The organism is Streptomyces sp. NPDC058008 (genome assembly GCF_042886395.1).
GTDB lineage: Bacteria > Actinomycetota > Actinomycetes > Streptomycetales > Streptomycetaceae > Streptomyces.
Genome location: NZ_JBHVQX010000031.1, coordinates 21,642 through 38,841, shown reverse-complemented (window position 1 = coordinate 38,841; position 17,200 = coordinate 21,642). Strand labels below are relative to the sequence as shown.

Below are 17,200 nucleotides of genomic sequence, written 5' to 3'. Positions count from 1 at the left end.
GGGATGAACCAGTCGATCAACGCCGGGGCGTCGCCGGCCGGTTCACCGCCGGTCCCGGCGGACGGGCCCACCACTCCGGAGGCCGCGGTCGCGGCGCTCGCGGCGACCGGTCCGGGGCTGCCGTTCCTGATCGGGGTGCGCCACCACGCGCCCTCGCTGGCGGCCGCCCTGCCGGCGCTCCTGGACGCGGCGGCCCCCGATGTCCTCCTCGTCGAACTGCCCGCCGAGTTCCAGCCCTGGCTGGGCTGGCTGGCCCATGAGGAGACCCGGGCTCCGGTGGCGCTGGCCGCCGTGCCCGCCGACGGGACGGGCGAGGCCGGTGAACGGGGGCCGGCCTTCTACCCGTTCGCGGACTTCTCGCCCGAACTCGTCGCCCTGCGCTGGGCGGCGCGGAACGGCGTCCCGGCGGTGGCCTGCGATCTTCCGCTGGCCGACCGGGCCTGGGCACGGGGCGGGCCGGCGGCCTCGGCGCCCGTCCCGGACACCGGCCCCCTGCCCGTACGCGGGGAAGGGGACGGGTTGTCCGCAGCGCTGCGGTCCCGGCTCACCGGCCGCGACGGCGACGACCTCTGGGACCGGCTGGTGGAGGCCCCGGCTCCCGGTTCGACACCCGAGGCACTCCGCCGCGCCGCCCTGCTCACCGGCTGGGCGCTGCGGTACGAGGCCGGGGCACGGGGCGGCGTGGACGCCGGGGACCTGACGCGCGAGGCCTGTATGCGCGGGCATGTCGCCGAGGCCCTGGCGGGCGGACGGCGTCCCGCCGTGGTGGTGGGGGCCTTCCACACCCCGGCGCTGCTGGCGTACGCCCGCGAGGCACCGGCCTCGCGGGAGCCCGACGTGTCCGCCGTCCCGCCGGAGGCAGACACCGGGGCCCACGTGACCGGCGCCGCCGCGCCGGAGGCCTGCACGGTCTCCCTGATCCCGTACACGTATCCGCTCCTGGACTCACGGTCCGGGTATCCGGCCGGCATCCGGGACCCGGAGTGGCAGCACCTGGTCCTGGAGGCCGCAGGCTCGCCGCCCGCGACGCACGAGGCACTGATCCGCACCGCGGTCCGTGTCTGCGCGGCCCTGCGCGAACAGGGCCACCCCTACGGCCCGGCGGACGGCAGGGAGGTCGTCCGGGTCGCCGGTGACCTGGCGCGCCTGCGCGATCTGCCCGCCCCCGGCCGCGGCGAGTTCCTGGAGGCCGTGACGACGGTGCTCGGGCGTGGCGAGACCTACGGCACCGGCCGGGCCGTCGCCCGGGCCCTCGAACGCGTACTCGTCGGGGACCGCACCGGACGGCCCGCTCCCGCCGCTCCGCGCGGCGGCCTGGGTCCGGCCGTGGAGGCCGAGACGGCGGCGCTGTCGCTCCCGGGGCCGCAGGACGCGCACGAGCGGACGCCGCGTGATCTCCGGCTCGACCCGGTCCGCTCCCCCCTCGACCGGCGGCGCGAACTGCTGCTGCGCAGGCTGGCGGTGTGCGGTATCCCGTACGCGAACGAGCTGGAGGTGACGGGTGCCGCGGGCTCGGAGGGACTGACGACCCGCTGGCAGGTGGGATGGACGCCTGCGACGGCCGCGATGCTCGTGGCGGCCGGGGCCCGCGGTGTCACCCCGGCCCAGGCGGCCGAAGGGGTGCTGCGGCAGCGGCACTCGGCCGAGCGTGCGCAGGGCGGCCCCACGGCGGCCCAGGTGATGAGGGGTCTCACGGAGGCCGCCGGGTGCGGGCTCCCCGGCCTGGCCGACGAACGGCTCGCGGAACTGGCGGCCGTGCTCCCGTCCAGCGGCACCCTGCCCGAGATCCTCACCGGGCTCGGACTCCTGGACCGTGTGGGCGCCGGCCACCTGCCGGGGCTCGCCGCTCCCGACGCGCCGTCGGCTTCCGGGGCCGCCACGGACTCCGTCGCCCCCGCTCCCGTCCGTGCCGCCCGCATCGCGCACGCGGCGGAGCTCCTGACCTCGGCGGCGGTCCGCCAGGTGGACGGCCTGACCGGGTCCGAGGAGCCCGAGGACGCCCGCGCCCTGCTCGAACTGTCCCAGCGCGCCGACCGGGTGGGCGGCATCCGGCTCACCGACGCCCTGGCCCGGCTGGCCGCCGACGGCACCCCGCTGATCGCCGCGGCTGCCGGGGCCGTCCGGGTGCTCACGGGCCACGAGGAGGCCGAGGCCTTCGGGGTGCGCGTCGCCTCCTGGGTGGACGGCGCCGTCGACAGCGCCTCCCGTACCGCGCTCACCGCCCGCCTCACCGGCGTCCTGACGGCGGCGGGCCCGCTCCTGACCGTCGGATCGGCCACGCTGGATCCCCTGCTCACCCGCGTCGTCGAGCTGGACGACGCCGGGTTCCTGGTCCGGCTGCCCGCCCTGCGCGGCGGCTTCGACACCCTCAGCCCGGCCGCGCGTGACCGGCTGCTGGACACCGTCGAGGAGAGGCTCGGTGCGCGGGTCGACGGTCTCGACGCCGACGACCCCGCCGAACTGGCGGCCAGGACGGCCGCCGACCTCTCGGCCCGCGAGCTCCTGACCGGGCTCGGCCTGCCCGTACCGTCCGGCGCGCACGACGGCCGTTTCCCGCCGGGGCCGGACCGTCTCACCCCTCCCCCGGCACCGTTCGCCGGGGCGGGCACCCCGGCCGCCCCCGCGCGGACCCTCGCGCCCGCCGACCGGTGGCGGCTCGTCCTCGGACGGCGCCCCGACCGGCTGCCGTCCGGTGCGGCCCGGCTGGCGACCGCACTGGACGAGCTCTACGGGGAGGGGCGCGGCGAGGGCTCACGCGGCGGTCTTCCCGGTCCGGGCAGGAACGGCGGGCGCGAGGCGTCGTTCCCAGGAGTCCGCGAATGGTCGGAGGAGCTGGCCGCCCTGTTCGGTCCCGGCGTCCGCGAGGAGGTCCTGGCCGCCGCTGCCGCGACGGGCCGGCAGGACGTCCTCGCCGAGATCGACCCGGCGGCGGCGACCCCTTCGGTGGAGCTGCTCCGTACGGTCCTGCGCTACGCCGGCGGCCTGCCCGAGGCACGTCTGGCGGCGCTGCGGCCCCTGGTCCGCCGGCTGGTCGACGAACTGACCCGGGAGCTCGCCACCCGGCTGCGGCCCGCCCTCACCGGCACCGTGCTGGCCCGGCCCACCCGGCGCCCGGGCGGCCGGCTGGACCTGCCGCGCACGCTGCGCGCCAATCTGGCCACCGCCCGCCGGACGGCCGGGGGCACGGTCCAGGTGATCCCCGAGAAGCCGGTGTTCCGCAGCCGCGCCCGCCGTTCGGCCGACTGGCGGCTGATCCTGGTCACCGATGTGTCCGGATCCATGGAGGCGTCCACGATCTGGTCCGCGCTGACCGCGTCCGTACTGGCGGGTGTACCGGCCTTGAGCACCCACTTCCTCGCCTTCTCCACGGAGGTCGTCGACCTCACGGGCCATGTCCACGACCCCCTCTCGCTCCTGCTGGAGGTGAGCGTGGGCGGCGGCACGCACATCGCCGCCGGGCTGCGGCACGCGCGCGGCCTCGTCACGGTGCCCACCCGCACGCTCGTCGTCGTCATCAGCGACTTCGAGGAGGGCGCCCCGCTCGGCGGACTGCTGGCCGAGGTGCGGGCCCTGGTGGCCACCGGGGCGCACGTCCTGGGGTGTGCGAGTCTCGACGACGCGGGCCGCCCCCGCTACTCGACGGGCGTCGCCGGACAGCTCGTGGCCGCCGGTATGCCCGTGGCCGCGCTCAGCCCGCTCGAACTGGCCCGCTGGATAGGGGAGAAGACCGCATGACCGCCGCCCAGTTGCCGCCCGTCGCGCCGGATGTCACGGCCACCCTGGTGGAGGACCTCTCGCCCCGGCTGCGCAAGCGGCTGGACGCGGCGGTCACCAAGCTCGGCGCCCGTCCGGCGCGCCGCGACGGGGACACGGTGACGATCGCGGTCGACGAGGAGACCGATCTGCGTCTGCACGCCCCGGGCGGGGTGGTGGCGACGGCGGACGCCATCACCTGTGGCTGTCTTCTCGCCCCGGCCTGCGTCCACCGCGCGGCCGCCGCCTGTGCCGCGCCGGCCTCGGACCCGGCCCCCGGGCCGGCCGGGCAGCCGGCCCCGGCCGCGCCGCTGCCCGCACCGCACCCCGACGGCACCGCCCCGGCACCCGAGGTGGCGAGCCCCGCCCAGCGCGCGGCGGCCGAGGCCGTGTGGTCGGCGGCCGCTGCCGTGCTGGAGGCCGGCGTCGACGGGGCCGGTGCCGTCGCCCAGGCGGCACTCCTCCGTGCCGCGCACACCGCCCGGCTCGAACACCTGCCACGTGCCGCGGGCGCCGCTCTGTCCGTCGTCACGCTGCTGCGCGCGGCCCGTGCCGGTGACCCGTCCTACCGCACCGCCGACCTCGTCACCGCGCTGGCCGAAGTCCTGGGCACCGCGCACCGGGTGGGGACGGCGTCCGGCGAGGAGCTGGCCGCCGTCCGGGGCCGGGCACGCCGCCCGTACAGCCCGGACGGCTCGCTGCGCCTGTACGGCCTGTTCACCGAACCCGTGGTGACCGCCTCGGGGCACGGCGGCGCCCGTACCTGGGTCGCCGGGGCCGACGGCCGTCTCTGCACGGTCGGCGACGTGGCACCCGGCGGCGTCGGACGCGCCCTGGGCGTGGCCGACCGGGCGGTCCGCCTCGGGGAGAGCGCGCTCACCCACCGGGAACTGGGCCGGGCCGGGCTGGCCGTCTCGGGGGCCACGGTCTCGCCGGACGGCCGGCTGGGCGCCGGCAAGGGGGTCAGGGCCGTGACCGCCCGGGGCGCGGCGTGGACGGAGCCGCCGCTCGCCGCCCTGTGGGAGGTACCGCCCTCCGAGCAGGCCGCACGGGCTCTGGCGGCCGTGTCGCGTTACGGGGACCCGGACGGCGGCGGCAGCGACCTGCTCTTCCTGGACGTCGAACTCCTGGGCGCCGTACGGGATCCGGGCGGTACCTGCCTGCTCGCCCTGTGCGACGGTGGCATCCCCGTCCGGCTCACGGTCGCCGACGACGACCCCGCCCTGGCCCACCGGGACAACGTGATGCTCCTGGCCACGGCGCCGGGGACGCGGCTGCGGGTCATCGGCCGCCTGGTACCCGCGCCCCATCCCCGGCTCGCACTCCTCGCCTGCTCGCACCCCACCGGTGAGGGCACGGTCGACCTCGGCTTCGACCGTCTGCGCCGTGCCGACCTTCCCGCCCCGGCCGCTCGCGTGCACCCGGTGCCGCCGGGGCCCGGCGACCGCGACGCGGGCTCACCCCTGCACCTCCTGGAGCGACGTGTCGAACAGGCCGTCCCCGGGGGCCGGGCCGCACTCGGCATGCTCGGTGACCTCTCCGCCGAGGCCCGCCGCCTCCGCACGGCGGGCCTTCCCACGGCCGCCGGCCTGCTCTCGGCCCTGTGCGACTCGGCGGCCCGGCGCGGTCGCGACCCCTTCGGCCGCCTGCTGCCCGCCGACCCCGACGGCTTCGCCACCCACTGGCTCTCCGCCGCCCGTTACGTGTCCGCCGTGTCCGACTCGCTGTGCGCGGCGGCCTGGGACGCCGCACGGGCGGGGACGGCCGCACCGGACATACTCCCCGCCCCCGCCTGACCAGCCCTCTCCGGGAAGCGGGCGGACGGCGGCCCTCTTCCCGGCCGGGCCGGGAAGCACACCCGGCCGGCGGGAACACCGTGGGACGGCCTCCTGTTGTCACGCCCGTAGGGCTGGGCGACCCACCGTTGGAGGGCTGAGTGCCACTCACATCACGACCGCTGCGCAAGCTGGGGTTCCTGACCATAGGACTGTTCGACGGGACCGACCCGGGCCGGGGACACGAGTCCACGCTCCAGCTGATCGAGCTGGGCGAGCGGCTCGGTTTCGACAGTGCCTGGGTCCGCCACCGCCATCTGCAGTACGGCATCTCCTCCCCCGTCGCCGTGCTGGCGGCCGCCACGCAGCGCACCCGGCGCATCGAGCTCGGCACCGCGGTCACCCCGCTCGGCTGGGAGAACCCGTTGCGGCTCGCCGAGGACCTGGCCACGGTGGACGTCCTGTCGGGCGGCCGCCTCAATCCAGGTGTCAGCGTCGGTCCTCCGATGTTCTACGACCGGGTCAAGGACGCCCTCTACCCGGAGACCGGGGACGCCGAGGACTTCGGTTACGGGCGGGTGGAAAGGCTGCTGGACCTGGTGCGGGGCGAACCCGCCACCGGATCCGGCGGCACGGAGGGCTTCGAGGTCTTCTCCGACCGGGTGCAGCCGCACGCACCGGGGCTGTCCCGGCGGATGTGGTACGGCGGCGGCAGCCTGCGGTCGGCCCGGTGGGCGGGTGAGCACGGGATGAACCTGCTGACCAGCAGCGTCGTCAAGGCCGAGACACCCGCCGACGAGCCGGCCGACTTCGCCGCGATCCAGCTCTCGCACATCCGCGCCTTCCGGGCCGCCCACCCCGACGGGGAGGCCGCCCGCGTCTCCCAGGGCCTGGTCGTCGTTCCCACCGACTCGGCGTCACCGGAGCAGCGGGCCAGGTACGAGCGGTACGCCGCCGAGCGGCTGCCCCGTACGACGGCGCCGCAGGGCCCGGCACGCATGATGTTCGCGCCCGACCTGGTCGGTACCTCGGACATGATCGCCGAGCGGTTGCAGGCGCACGCGGCGTTCCGTGAGGTGGACGAGGTGGCCTTCGCGCTTCCCTTCACCTTCGAGCACGAGGACTACGAGCAGATACTCACCGACATCGCGATGAAGCTGGCCCCTGCGCTCGGCCGCACATCCGGCCCCTGACGCAGGGCCACCCCGGGGCCGGACCGGTCGTACGCGGACGGGCCGCGGGGCGTTCCGTGGCCACGGCGAGGAACAGGCCGGACGGAACGCACCGCCCGGCCGGCCTCGTGGGCGGACGCGGTGAACGGGCGCGGGCCGGGAGCACCGGGCGCACGCACGCGTCCCGGCGCCCCCGGCCCGGCAGCCGGACCCACCCCGTCCGCCCGATCGGCACCGCTCGCACACCGCTCGCACACCGCGGGCGGACACCGCGTCCCGCGCGGGCGGTTCCTCCGCCGCTTCGGCCGGACGGCCCGGCGCCGCACGGTCCTGACGTCCCATCGGTGCCGCACGGCCCCGACGGCCGGCCCGGCGACGTCGCCGGGCCGGCCGGTCAGGTCAGGTCAGGTCAGGTCACGTCAGCCGAGTGCGCCGTCGTCGTGGACGACCCGGCCGCCGATCACCGTGGCCCCGACGGACAGACCGGCGATCCGGTCCGGAGCGACGGTCAGCAGGTCGTCCGAGAGGACGGCGAAGTCCGCCAGCATGCCCCGCGCCAGCCTGCCCTTGCGGTCCTCGGCATGCTCGGCGTAGGCGGAACCCACGGTATAGGCGTACAGCGCCTGTGCGGGGGTGACCGCCTCGGCGGGTGCCAGGGGGACTCCGGTGGCCGTGCGGCGGTTGACCATGTCGTGGATGCCGAGCAGCGGGCTGCCGTGCGCGACCGGTGCGTCGCTGCTGCCGGGGAGGACGGCTCCGGCGTCCAGGAGACTGCGCATCCGGTAGCAGAGGGCGGAGCGCTCGGGGCCCAGGGCCGTGATCATGCCGTCGCCGATCTCGGAGACGAAACGTCCCTGCGGGACGGGGACGACGCCGTTGGCGACGAGGCGGCGGACCTGTGCGTCGGAGGCGACGGCGAAGTGCTCGATGCGGTGGCGTGCGTCCGGGCGCGGGTGTGCGGCCTGCGCCGCTTCGAAGGCGTCCAGGACGACGTCGATGGCGGCGTCCCCGATGGCGTGGGCGGCGACCTGCCAGCCGCACCGGTGCGCCTCGGTGATCGTGCGGTGCAGCCAGTCCTCGTCGAACTGCAGGAACCCGGAGTTCTCCGGTTCGTCGTGGTACCCGCAGCACATGTGCGCGGAGCGGCCGATGAGGGAGCCGTCCGTGGCTATCTTGGTGGCGCCGATCTTCAGGCGGTCGTCGCCGAAGCCGCTGCGCAGCCCCAGGTCGAGTCCGAACCAGGTGTCCCCGTCACCGACGGCGCCCAGGTCGTGCAGCACGGTCATGTAGGGCATGACCGTGGTGCGGATGTCCAGCACGCCCTCCTGCACGGCACGGTGGAAGGCGTGCAGGTCGGCGGGCCCGTGCCCGACGTGTTCGGCGGCGGCGATCCCCGGTTCGGTGATGCTGGTGATGCCCTCCGTCACGCCCTGGTCGTTGCCGGCCTTGATGGCGGCGACGACCGCGTCCACGGGCGTGGGGCGGAACGCCCGGGTCACCAGGTGCTGCGCGGTCTCCTGGAGCAGACCGGTCGCGCGGCCGTCCGGGGCGCGTTCGACGTGGCCTCCGTCGATGTCGGGAACGCCGGTCCGGTCGGTGTATCCGGCGCGGGCGAAGGCGGCGGTGTTGGCCACTCCCATGTGGCAGGAGACGTGCTCCAGCCATACGGGGTGTCCCTGGGCCGCTGCGTCGAGTGCCTCGGCCGTGGGGTGGGCACCGATCTTGTTCTGGTCGTAGCCCGCTCCGAAGAGCCATTCGCCGGGGCCGAGGCGCGACGCCCGTTCCCGTACCGCGGCGTAGAGGGCGTCGAGCGTGGGGACGGTGCCCGCGTGCAGGTCGAGCTGGAGGAGGCGGCGGCCACGCAGGCTCAGGTGCTGGTGGGCGTCGTTGAAGCCGGGGACCGCGGGGGCGCCCCGCAGGTCGTGGACGTGGTCGGCGGTACATCCGGAGACCTCGTCGTCGAGGCCGACGACGCGTCCGGCGACGACTCCGACGGTGTGGGCGGTGGGCCGGTCCGCGTCGAGCGTGGTGAAGCGGCCGTTGGTGAACAGTGCGTCCAGGTGCATGGCTGGTTCCCTCCGGGGGAGTTCGTGCGTGCGGCGGGAGTTACGCGACGGTGGGCACGTCCTCCGGCTCCCGGGTGCCGGATCCGGCGGCCTCGGGGCGGCCGGAGCTCCGCCGGGCCAGGGCCAGTACGCAGACCGTGGTCAGCAGCAGGAGCGTGATGTAGTACCCGACCACCGGCCAGTGGCCGCCTCCCCGGGTGAGCAGCCACTGGGCGACGAAGGGCGTGGAGCCGCCGATGATGGTGCTGCACAGCTGGTACGCCAGCGAGACCCCCGTGTAGCGGACCTTGACCGGGAACGCCTGGGACAGGAAGCCGGCCAGCAGCGCGTAGTAGCTGCACCCGGTGAGTACGCCCAGGGCGAGCCCCACCCCGATGAGCGTGCTGTCGCGGGTGGCGATCAGGAGGAACATCGGCACCGCGACGACGATGTTGGCGATCAAGGCGCCCGCCATCAGGCGTACGGTTCCCACCCGTTGGGCGAGCAGCGCCGCGAGGGGCTGCCACAGGAACTGCATGACGGCGAGGACCAGGAGGATGTTGAGCATCGTTCCCCGGTGCACGCCCAGGTCGCTCGTGGCCCACGACAGGACGAAGGTGTTCGTGAAGTAGGCGGACGAGATGCCCATGGCGCTGGCGCCCACACCGAGCAGGACGAGCGGCCAGGAGCTGCGGAACAGCTCGACCACGGGAATCTTCGGAGCGGCGTCCTCCTGCCGCTTGGCCGCCTCGAACTCGGCGGACTCCGTGACCTTCAGCCGGATGACCAGGCCGATGACCACCAGCAGGGCGGAGAGCAGGAAGGGCACGCGCCAGCCCCAGGTCATGAACGCGTCGTCGGGCAGGCGGCCCACGGCGATGAAGACGAGGGTGGCCAGGATGGACCCGGCCGGTGAGCCCTGCTGGACCCACATGCCGGCGATGCCGCGGCGTTCGCGGTCGCTGTTCTCGGTGGCCATGAGCACGGCACCGCCCCACTCACCCCCGACCGCGATGCCCTGGATGGCGCGCAGCAGGACCAGCAGGACCGGTGCGGCGACGCCGATGCTGGCGTGGGTGGGCAGCAGGCCGATGAGGGTGGTGGCGGTCCCCATCAGGACCAGGGTGGTGACGAGGACGTTCTTGCGTCCCACCCGGTCGCCGATGTGGCCGAAGATCAGCCCGCCGAGAGGGCGGGCGAGGAAGCCGACCCAGAAGGTGGCGAAGGCCGCGAGCGTACCGGCGGCGGGGCTCGCGCCGGGGAAGAACAGCTTGCCGAACACCAGGGCGGTGGCGGTGCCGTAGATGTAGAAGTCGTACCACTCGACGGCGGTCCCGATGAAGGACGCGGTGGTGGCGCGTCTGGCGTTGCGGCTGGGTGTGGCTTGGGGCATGGCTGACTCCGGGAGTGAGCTGCGGTTCCGGCGGATTCGACCGGTGCGGGGCGCGAGGTGCGATGGGCTGGGCCCTGCGCTGACCGCGACGCTGCGGGTGCCCGTTCGATCTGCGTTGTCCGGTTCGCCATAGTGTCGTGGCGGACCGGCCATACAGTCCAGTACCTTCTGAGCTGCACGGCCATAGCCCGGAGGCATGGCCCTCGCCGAGTGCAGCCGACCGGGGCTGCGAGGGCGCCGGGAAGGCGAACCTGCCCGGCATGAGGAGGCACTGTGGAACTGCGGGTCCTGCGCTATTTTCTGGCGGTGGTCGACACCGGCTCCATGACGGCGGCCGCCTCACGCGTCCACGTGGCCCAGCCCTCCATCTCCCGGCAGCTGCGGTCCCTGGAGCGCGAACTGGGCGCGGAACTGCTCAGGCGGACGAGCGCGGGGGTCCAGCTGACGGCCGCCGGACGGCGCTTCGTACCCGTGGCGAGGGACCTCACCCTGCGCGCCGCCCGCGGTACGGAACTGCTGCAAGCCGTTTCGGGGCAGAGCCCGCTCCAGTTCCGGGTGGCCTGCCCCGCCTCCACCATCGCGCACGTCATCGCTCCGTTCGTCGCCGAACTCGGCGGCCCCTTCGCCGACGCCCGGGCCTGCGAACCCGATCAGGTCTACGACCGGCTGGCGGCCGGGGACGTCGACATCGGCATCTCGACCGGTCCGCCGCCCGGGGGTATGGCCGCGCGGCGCCTCGGCGGCCGGAGGATCAGCGTCCAGATTCCCTCCTCCCACCCCCTGGCCCTGGAGGGGAGCGGCGACCTGGAGCTGGTGAGCGTGCTCGGCCACCCGGTCATCGTGAGCAGCCGGGCCAGCGCCGTACGCCGCGCCCTCGACGGCGCCCTGTACGAGCAGGGCACACCGCTGCGCCCCGCGTTCGAGCCGCAGTCCGAGGCCATGGCCCAGGCGCTGGCCGCCGCGGGCCACGGCGTCTGCGTCGTCGTCGACCACCCGCAGTTCGACCTGCGCACCCGCGGCCTGACCTGCCTGGGCCGTCCGCTCACCATCTCCCTGTACGCCGGATGGGACCCCGACCACTACGCGCACGACGAGATCGACGCGGCCATGCGGGAGCTGTCGAGCTGGCTCATGGCCAACGACGGCGGCAGGAGGCCCGGCAGCCGCGCGAACCCGGCCGACGACCGGCACCGACCCGGCCCCGGCGCCTGAGGACCGTTCGACGGATCGGCGGCACCGTTCGACGGACGGTGATCGCCGGGGGGGGTGGGCACGCCCGTGGCAGGGTGCTGCTGCTGCCCGACCGCGCCGTCCATGGCCGGAGGGCGGGGGACGCCACCGCCCCGGGAAGCCCGGAGGCCCCGAGGCCCGGAGGTCTGCGGCAACGCTCTGCGCGAGGCGCGGTTCAGCCACCCCGGGTGGAACGGCGGGCGGTCACACGTCGGCCCGGCGCCCCGGGAGGCTGCCGGGCGAGGACCGGGCCGACGCCGGGTGAGCGAGACTGGCCGTGGTGGCCGCCTCGACGCTTTCGCCGTACGGGACCGCGCACGGGGCTGCCACCGTGAGCACCCCGCCCGTGGCACCGGCCCGAGCACCACCGGATACAGTGCGCGCGACGGCAGCCCGGCAACTTCCGGAGGGGAAGCGTGACCGACACCAGCGAGACCCGGCCCAGCGACAGCACGGCGGACGCGAATCGGCGGACCCTGCTGGGCCGCCTGATGCGGTACATCCCCCTGATCGCCCCCGTCCTGCTGTGGGCCGTGCCCTGCTGGGTGCTGCTCCACACCGGCCAGCGCTGGCCGCTCCCCGTCGCACTGACCGGCACCGCCCTGTTCGCCCTCGGCCTGATCGGCATGCCCATCGCGATGATGCGCGGCCACGGCCGGCGGCAGCAGGACCGGGCCGCGATCGTCGGGGACACGTTGCTGGGCGCCGTCTGGGTCCTGTTCACCTGGTCCGTCCTTTTCGGCGTCCTGCTGCGTCCCGCCCTGGCCGTGGCCGGCGTAGGGGACGGCCAGGACCGGGCCCGCATCGTCACCTGGGCGGTCCTCGGCACCTCGGCCGTGCTGCTCGCCTGGGGGTACGCCGAGGCCCGCCGAGTGCCACGGGTACGCCGGCTCGACGTCGAACTCCCGCGCCTGGGGGCCGGGTTGGACGGCACACGGGTCGCCCTGATCACCGACACCCACTACGGCCCGCTCGACCGCGCACGCTGGTCGGCACGGGTCTGCGAGACGGTGAACACGCTGGAGGCCGACCTGGTCTGCCACACCGGCGACATCGCGGACGGCACGGCCGAACGCCGCCGCGCCCAGGCCGCGCCGCTCGCCACCGTACGAGCCACGCGGGCCCTGGTCTACGTCACCGGAAACCACGAGTACTACAGCGAGGCCCAGGGCTGGGTCGACCTGATGGACGAACTGGGCTGGGAGCCGCTGCGCAACCGCCATCTGCTGCTCGAACGCGGCGGCGACACCCTCGTGGTCGCCGGGGTGGACGACGTCACCGCCGAGTCCTCCGGCCTGGCCGGCCACCGCGCCCACCTTGCCGGAGCCCTCGACGGGGCCGACCCCGACCTGCCCGTGCTGCTCCTGGCCCACCAGCCCAAGTTCATCGACCAGGCAGCGGCCGGCGGTGTCGACCTCCAGCTCTCCGGCCACACCCACGGCGGCCAGATCTGGCCCTTCCACCACCTGGTCCGCATCGACCAGCCCGCCCTCGCCGGCCTCAGCCGCCACGGCGCCCGCACGCTCCTCTACACCAGCCGCGGCACCGGCTTCTGGGGCCCGCCGTTCCGCGTCTTCGCCCCCAGCGAGATCACCCTGCTCGTCCTGCGCTCCCCTCAGCGGCCTCCCGCCCCGTAACGGAAGGCGGGCCCGCGTTCCGCCCGAAGCGCTCCACGGGGCTACGGGGCTACGGGGCTACGGGGCTACGGGGCATCGTCAGCTCCCCACCCGGTCCGGAGCGGGAGCCGGTCTACCCTCGCTCCCGTGACGAACGACTGGATCGCGGAAGCAGAACGCCTGGCCCGGGGGCGGCGGTTCGCGCAGTCCAGCTCTCCCCCATCGGTGCGGAGTTCCTGCCGGGCGGCGCCGCTGTCCGAAGCGGAGATCGGCGAAGCGGAGGCGGCGCTGGGCATCGCGTTCCCGGACCAGTACCGTCAGTACCTGCTCCGGCAGGAGGTGCGCGGCACGGTGAACCACCTGTGCCGATCCGCGGCGGGGTGGGGCTGGCACGGGGACACGCACACCAACTACGGGCTTCTCGCCACGGCCTTCCCGCATCCCGACTCGTACCGCGCCCATGAGGACGACCTGGACGCGCGCGAGCCCCTGCCGGACCATTTCCCGGACCACAGCGGCTACCGGGCGGCGTACGAACAGTGGGACGCCGAATACGCGGTGCTCCAGGAACGCAAGACGTCCGGAGCCGTCTTCCTCCAGGACAACGGCTGCGGCTTCTCGACCCTGCTCGTCGTCACCGGTCCGCACTCCGGCTCCCTGTGGTTCGACGGCCGGGCCACTTGTGACCAGATCCTGCCTCTGCACCTGGACGGTGAGCCCGTGTCGTTCACGGACTGGCTCGTTCGACGTTCCACGGACCTCGTCGGCTGGTGAACCCGGCCGGGACACCCCGAGAGGCCGGGCACCCTGCGGGCGGCAACGCCGTCCTCACGTGGCCCCGAACCTCCGCCCGGGACCACACCCGCCCCCACCTCCATGGGACTACGGCGAGCTGCGGAGGACCGGGCGCAGGGGAGGGAGCACGGACGTCGCCGCACCGCCGCCCGGCCTCCCTCCCGTACGGGACCTCGGACGGCCGCCCGCAACGCGATCCCGTGCCTCGCGCGGCAGGCCGCTCAGCGTCCGAGGCCGTCGCCGGGCACCGCGCGCTCCCCCGTCACCGCTCGCCCGCGAGGTCCACCTCTTCCTGCTGCACCGGTGCGGTCTCCGCGACCTCCGCACGGCGCCAGTGGGGCGCGATGGGCGCCGAGACGGCACGCCACCAGGCGTCCGCGGGCAGCTTCCCCGCAGGTTCGAACGGCTCACCCGGACGGGGAAGCGCCACCGCCTGCCCGACCTCGGCGGCGGCCTCCCGCATCCACTCCCCGGGCTCGGACCACGGGTGCGGGGCGAGGTTGAACGTGCCCCAGTGGATCGGCAGCAGCGCACCGTGCGCCTTGCCCCCCTGGAGGTCCAGGTGTGCCCGCAGCCCCTCGGCCGGTGTCATGTGGATGTCGGGCCAGTACTCCGAGTAGGCGCCGACCTGGATCATGGTCACGTCGAAGGGGCCGTGCGCGGCACCGATGTCCTGGAAGCCGGAGAAGTACCCCGTGTCCCCGCTGTGGTAGACCCGGTGCTCCGGCCCCGTCACGACCCACGACGCCCAGAGTGTGTGCTGCTGGTTGCGCAGGCCCCGGCCGCAGAAGTGCCGCGCGGGGGTGGCGGTCAGGCCGATGCCCGCGACGCGGGCGGTCTCGTTCCAGTCGAGCTCGTGGATGCGGTCCAGGGGGACGCCCCATCGCTCCAGGTGGGCGCCAACCCCGAGGGGCACGGCGAAGACCGTGTCCGTCCCCGCCAGGGCCTTGATCGTCGGCAGGTCCAGGTGGTCGTAGTGGTCGTGGGAGATCACGACTGCGTCGACGGGTCCCAGGGAGGCGAGCGGCAGCGGTACGGGGTGCAGCCGCTTGGGTCCCGCGAACGGGAACGGCGAGCAGCGCTCCCCCCAGACCGGATCGAACAGCACCCGGCGTCCGTCGATCTCGACGAGCACGCTGGAGTGGCCCAGCCAGGTCACCCTCAGGCCCGTCGCCGCCGGAGCGGCCAGGTCGGCGAGGGTCGTGGCGTGGACGGGCACGGTACCGAGCGGGGACCTGCGCGCCCGCTCCTCCTTCTGGAAGTACACCTTGGCGAATTCGAGCATGGAGCCCGTGGGCCTGGTCCGGGCCCCTTCCGGGTTCTGGAAGACTCCGTCGGCGAAATTGGGCGAGCGGCGGATCCGCTCCATCCGCGCCCCCGCCGGGTCCGCTCCGAAGGAGTCGGGGCGCAGCGAGCGCAGTCTTGTACGGAGCGAGGGCTGGTTGTCTGCGCCGGTCACAACATCTCCTGAGGGAGTCGGTGTCGTCTCATTATGGTCGGGAGGTACGACAGAGCGAGAGCACGACGGTGAACGGAGCAACGTTCGCGCCCTCCCCGGAGCCGTGTCGCGGGTGCGGCGTCAGGCACGCGGCTGGCCGTATACGTGTTCGATTCTCAGGGTCAGGAGGACTCTGCGGTCCTCGACCATCGCCCTGCGGTAGTCGTCCCAGTCGGGGTGCTCGCCCCGGACGTCCCGGTAGAGGGCGATCAGCTGCTCCACGACCGCGTCGTGGGGGTCCGCGGCGGGCGGCGTGAGCTCGGCGGTGACGTCGGCGACCGTCCAGGCCCAGCGGTCGTCGCTGGTCACGTGGTAGCCGGCCCGGGGATCCCGACGGAGGTTACGGGTCTTCGCACGGCCTTCCGTGATGGATACACGGATCACCCCTTCGTCGGGGTAGTAGGCGTGGTTCACGTTGGACAGCTGGGGCCTGCCGTCACGCTTGAGGGTGACCAGCACTCCGCCGTCGTACTCCCCGAAGAGCCGGAGCAGCGCTTCGCGCGCGGATTCGATGTCCGTCATGCCGACTCCAACGTCCGTACCAGCCGAAGGATTCCTCGTTCCGCCGCACGGCGATGTCACCCCCGCCCTCCGGACCGCGTTGACAGCGGTGCGGCGCTTCCCGATACTGACTCGCTGTTCAGTAGATCGACTCAGGCCACCCAGGAGCCGCGCCGTGCCGTCCCCCGCCCCCGCCCCGCTGATCTCCCTGACCTGGACGGACCACGTCACCGGCACCAGGGGGTACCTCGTCGTCGACCGGCTGGTGCGCGGTGTGTCGAGCGGGGGGCTGCGGATGCGGGAGGGCTGCACCCTCGCGGAGGTGGCGGGCCTGGCACGGGGCATGACGATGAAGGAGGCGCTGCACTTCGACGCCGACGCCCCGCGGGCGCGCTACATCCCCCTGGGCGGCGCCAAGGGAGGCATCGACTGCGACCCGCGGGACCCGGCCGCCTACGGGGTGCTCGTCCGTTTCCTGCGGGCCGTGCGCCCGTACGTGGAGAGCGTCTGGACGACCGGCGAGGATCTCGGGCTCCGCCAGGACCTCGTCGACCGGGCCGCGGCGGAGGCCGGGCTCGTCTCCACGGTCCAGGCCGTCTACCCCTTGCTGGACGACGAGGCGGAGGCACGGCGGCGCCTCGCGGACGCCTTCGCGGTCACGGTGGACGGGATCGGGCTGGACGAGCTGGTCGGCGGCTGCGGGGTCGCGGAATCCGCCCTCGCCGCACTGGAGCGGGCGGGTGTGGCCCACGGCGGTGCCCGGGTGTCCCTCCAGGGGTTCGGCACCATGGGCGGGGCGACGGCGCGCTTCCTCTCGGAGGCCGGCCTGACCGTCGTCGCGGTCGCCGACGTCAAGGGCACGATCGCCAATCCCGCGGGCCTGGACGTCGAGGCGCTGCTCGCCGCGCGGGATGCCTACGGGACGGTGGACCGCGGCGCGCTGCGCGCGCGGGACCTGGAGCTGCCCGCCGACGCCTGGCTGGCCGCGGACGCCGAGATCCTGGTTCCGGCGGCCGTGTCCTACGCCGTGGATGCCGTGAATCAGGCTCTGGTCAAGGCTCGTTGGGTGGTCGAGGCGGCGAACATGCCGGTGCTTCCGGAGGCGGAGGCGCTGCTCGCCGCGCGCGGGATCACGGTGCTGCCCGATGTGGTCGTCAACTCCGCGACCAACGCGTGGTGGTGGTGGACGCTGTTCGGGGACATCGGACCCGGCGCGGAGGAGGCCTTCGGGTACACCCGCCGTTCCATGCGCGCCCTCGTCGACCGCGTGCTGGAGCGAGCGGCGGCGGACGGCAGCACTCCCCGTGCGGCGGCGCACGCGCTCGTCGCGGACCGCTTGCCGGTGATGGCCGAGCGGTTCGGCTGGTACGGGCCGTCCGGCGGGGACGCGGGCGGACGTGCGGAGCAGGGCGTTGGCTAAGG

General features: G+C 74.7%; 11 protein-coding genes. 7 read left to right on the top strand and 4 right to left on the bottom strand.

Translation table 11 applies throughout. The features are described 5' to 3' along the window. Window positions 1-3 precede the first annotated feature (3 nt). The 3 genes from ACFVS9_RS26905 (at window position 4) to ACFVS9_RS26895 (ending at window position 6,721) form a co-directional block, all read left to right on the top strand. Entirely contained in the window at window positions 4-3,735 is a 3,732-nt protein-coding gene (locus ACFVS9_RS26905) for a DUF5682 family protein (protein WP_389936211.1), read from the top strand. Beyond that, entirely contained in the window at window positions 3,732-5,549 is a 1,818-nt protein-coding gene (locus ACFVS9_RS26900) for a hypothetical protein (protein WP_389936208.1), read from the top strand. The genes ACFVS9_RS26905 and ACFVS9_RS26900 overlap by 4 nt, the downstream gene beginning before the upstream one ends. A gap of 140 nt (window positions 5,550-5,689) precedes the next feature. Further along, window positions 5,690-6,721 (top strand): LLM class flavin-dependent oxidoreductase, encoded by a 1,032-nt coding sequence (locus tag ACFVS9_RS26895; protein WP_389936205.1) that lies wholly within the window; start codon window positions 5,690-5,692, stop codon window positions 6,719-6,721. A 398-nt stretch (window positions 6,722-7,119) separates the two neighbouring features. On the opposite strand, the gene ACFVS9_RS26890 is transcribed toward ACFVS9_RS26895, so the two are convergent. Together ACFVS9_RS26890 and ACFVS9_RS26885 are read right to left on the bottom strand one after the other, a co-directional pair. Beyond that, window positions 7,120-8,766, bottom strand: coding sequence for an amidohydrolase (locus tag ACFVS9_RS26890; RefSeq protein WP_383118203.1), 1,647 nt, complete (start codon window positions 8,764-8,766; stop codon window positions 7,120-7,122). A 40-nt stretch (window positions 8,767-8,806) separates the two neighbouring features. Next, complete coding sequence (locus ACFVS9_RS26885; protein WP_389936202.1) at window positions 8,807-10,138, bottom strand: MFS transporter; 1,332 nt, start codon at window positions 10,136-10,138, stop codon at window positions 8,807-8,809. A 273-nt stretch (window positions 10,139-10,411) separates the two neighbouring features. Between ACFVS9_RS26885 and ACFVS9_RS26880 the strand changes: the two genes are divergently transcribed. From ACFVS9_RS26880 to ACFVS9_RS26870, 3 genes are all read left to right on the top strand, one after another. Beyond that, complete coding sequence (locus tag ACFVS9_RS26880; protein WP_383118201.1) at window positions 10,412-11,350, top strand: LysR family transcriptional regulator; 939 nt, start codon at window positions 10,412-10,414, stop codon at window positions 11,348-11,350. Between the two features lie 434 nt (window positions 11,351-11,784). Then, window positions 11,785-13,005: a metallophosphoesterase gene (locus ACFVS9_RS26875; RefSeq protein WP_383118200.1), complete on the top strand. Its 1,221-nt coding sequence runs from the start codon at window positions 11,785-11,787 to the stop codon at window positions 13,003-13,005. A 126-nt stretch (window positions 13,006-13,131) separates the two neighbouring features. After that, a complete protein-coding gene (locus tag ACFVS9_RS26870) occupies window positions 13,132-13,758 on the top strand; it encodes an SMI1/KNR4 family protein (RefSeq protein ID WP_389936199.1) in 627 nt (208 codons plus the stop codon). Between the two features lie 283 nt (window positions 13,759-14,041). On the opposite strand, the gene ACFVS9_RS26865 is transcribed toward ACFVS9_RS26870, so the two are convergent. Further along, window positions 14,042-15,238 carry an MBL fold metallo-hydrolase gene (locus tag ACFVS9_RS26865; protein WP_383118198.1) on the bottom strand — a complete coding sequence of 399 codons (1,197 nt, stop codon included), beginning with the start codon at window positions 15,236-15,238 and terminating at the stop codon, window positions 14,042-14,044. 120 nt (window positions 15,239-15,358) lie between these two features. Then, complete coding sequence (locus ACFVS9_RS26860) at window positions 15,359-15,799, bottom strand: PPOX class F420-dependent oxidoreductase (RefSeq protein WP_389936196.1); 441 nt, start codon at window positions 15,797-15,799, stop codon at window positions 15,359-15,361. Between the two features lie 154 nt (window positions 15,800-15,953). On the opposite strand from ACFVS9_RS26860, the gene ACFVS9_RS26855 reads away from it, so the two are divergent. Continuing rightward, window positions 15,954-17,198, top strand: a complete 1,245-nt coding sequence (locus ACFVS9_RS26855; RefSeq protein WP_389936193.1) for a Glu/Leu/Phe/Val dehydrogenase dimerization domain-containing protein — start codon at window positions 15,954-15,956, stop codon at window positions 17,196-17,198. Window positions 17,199-17,200: the final 2 nt, after the last annotated feature.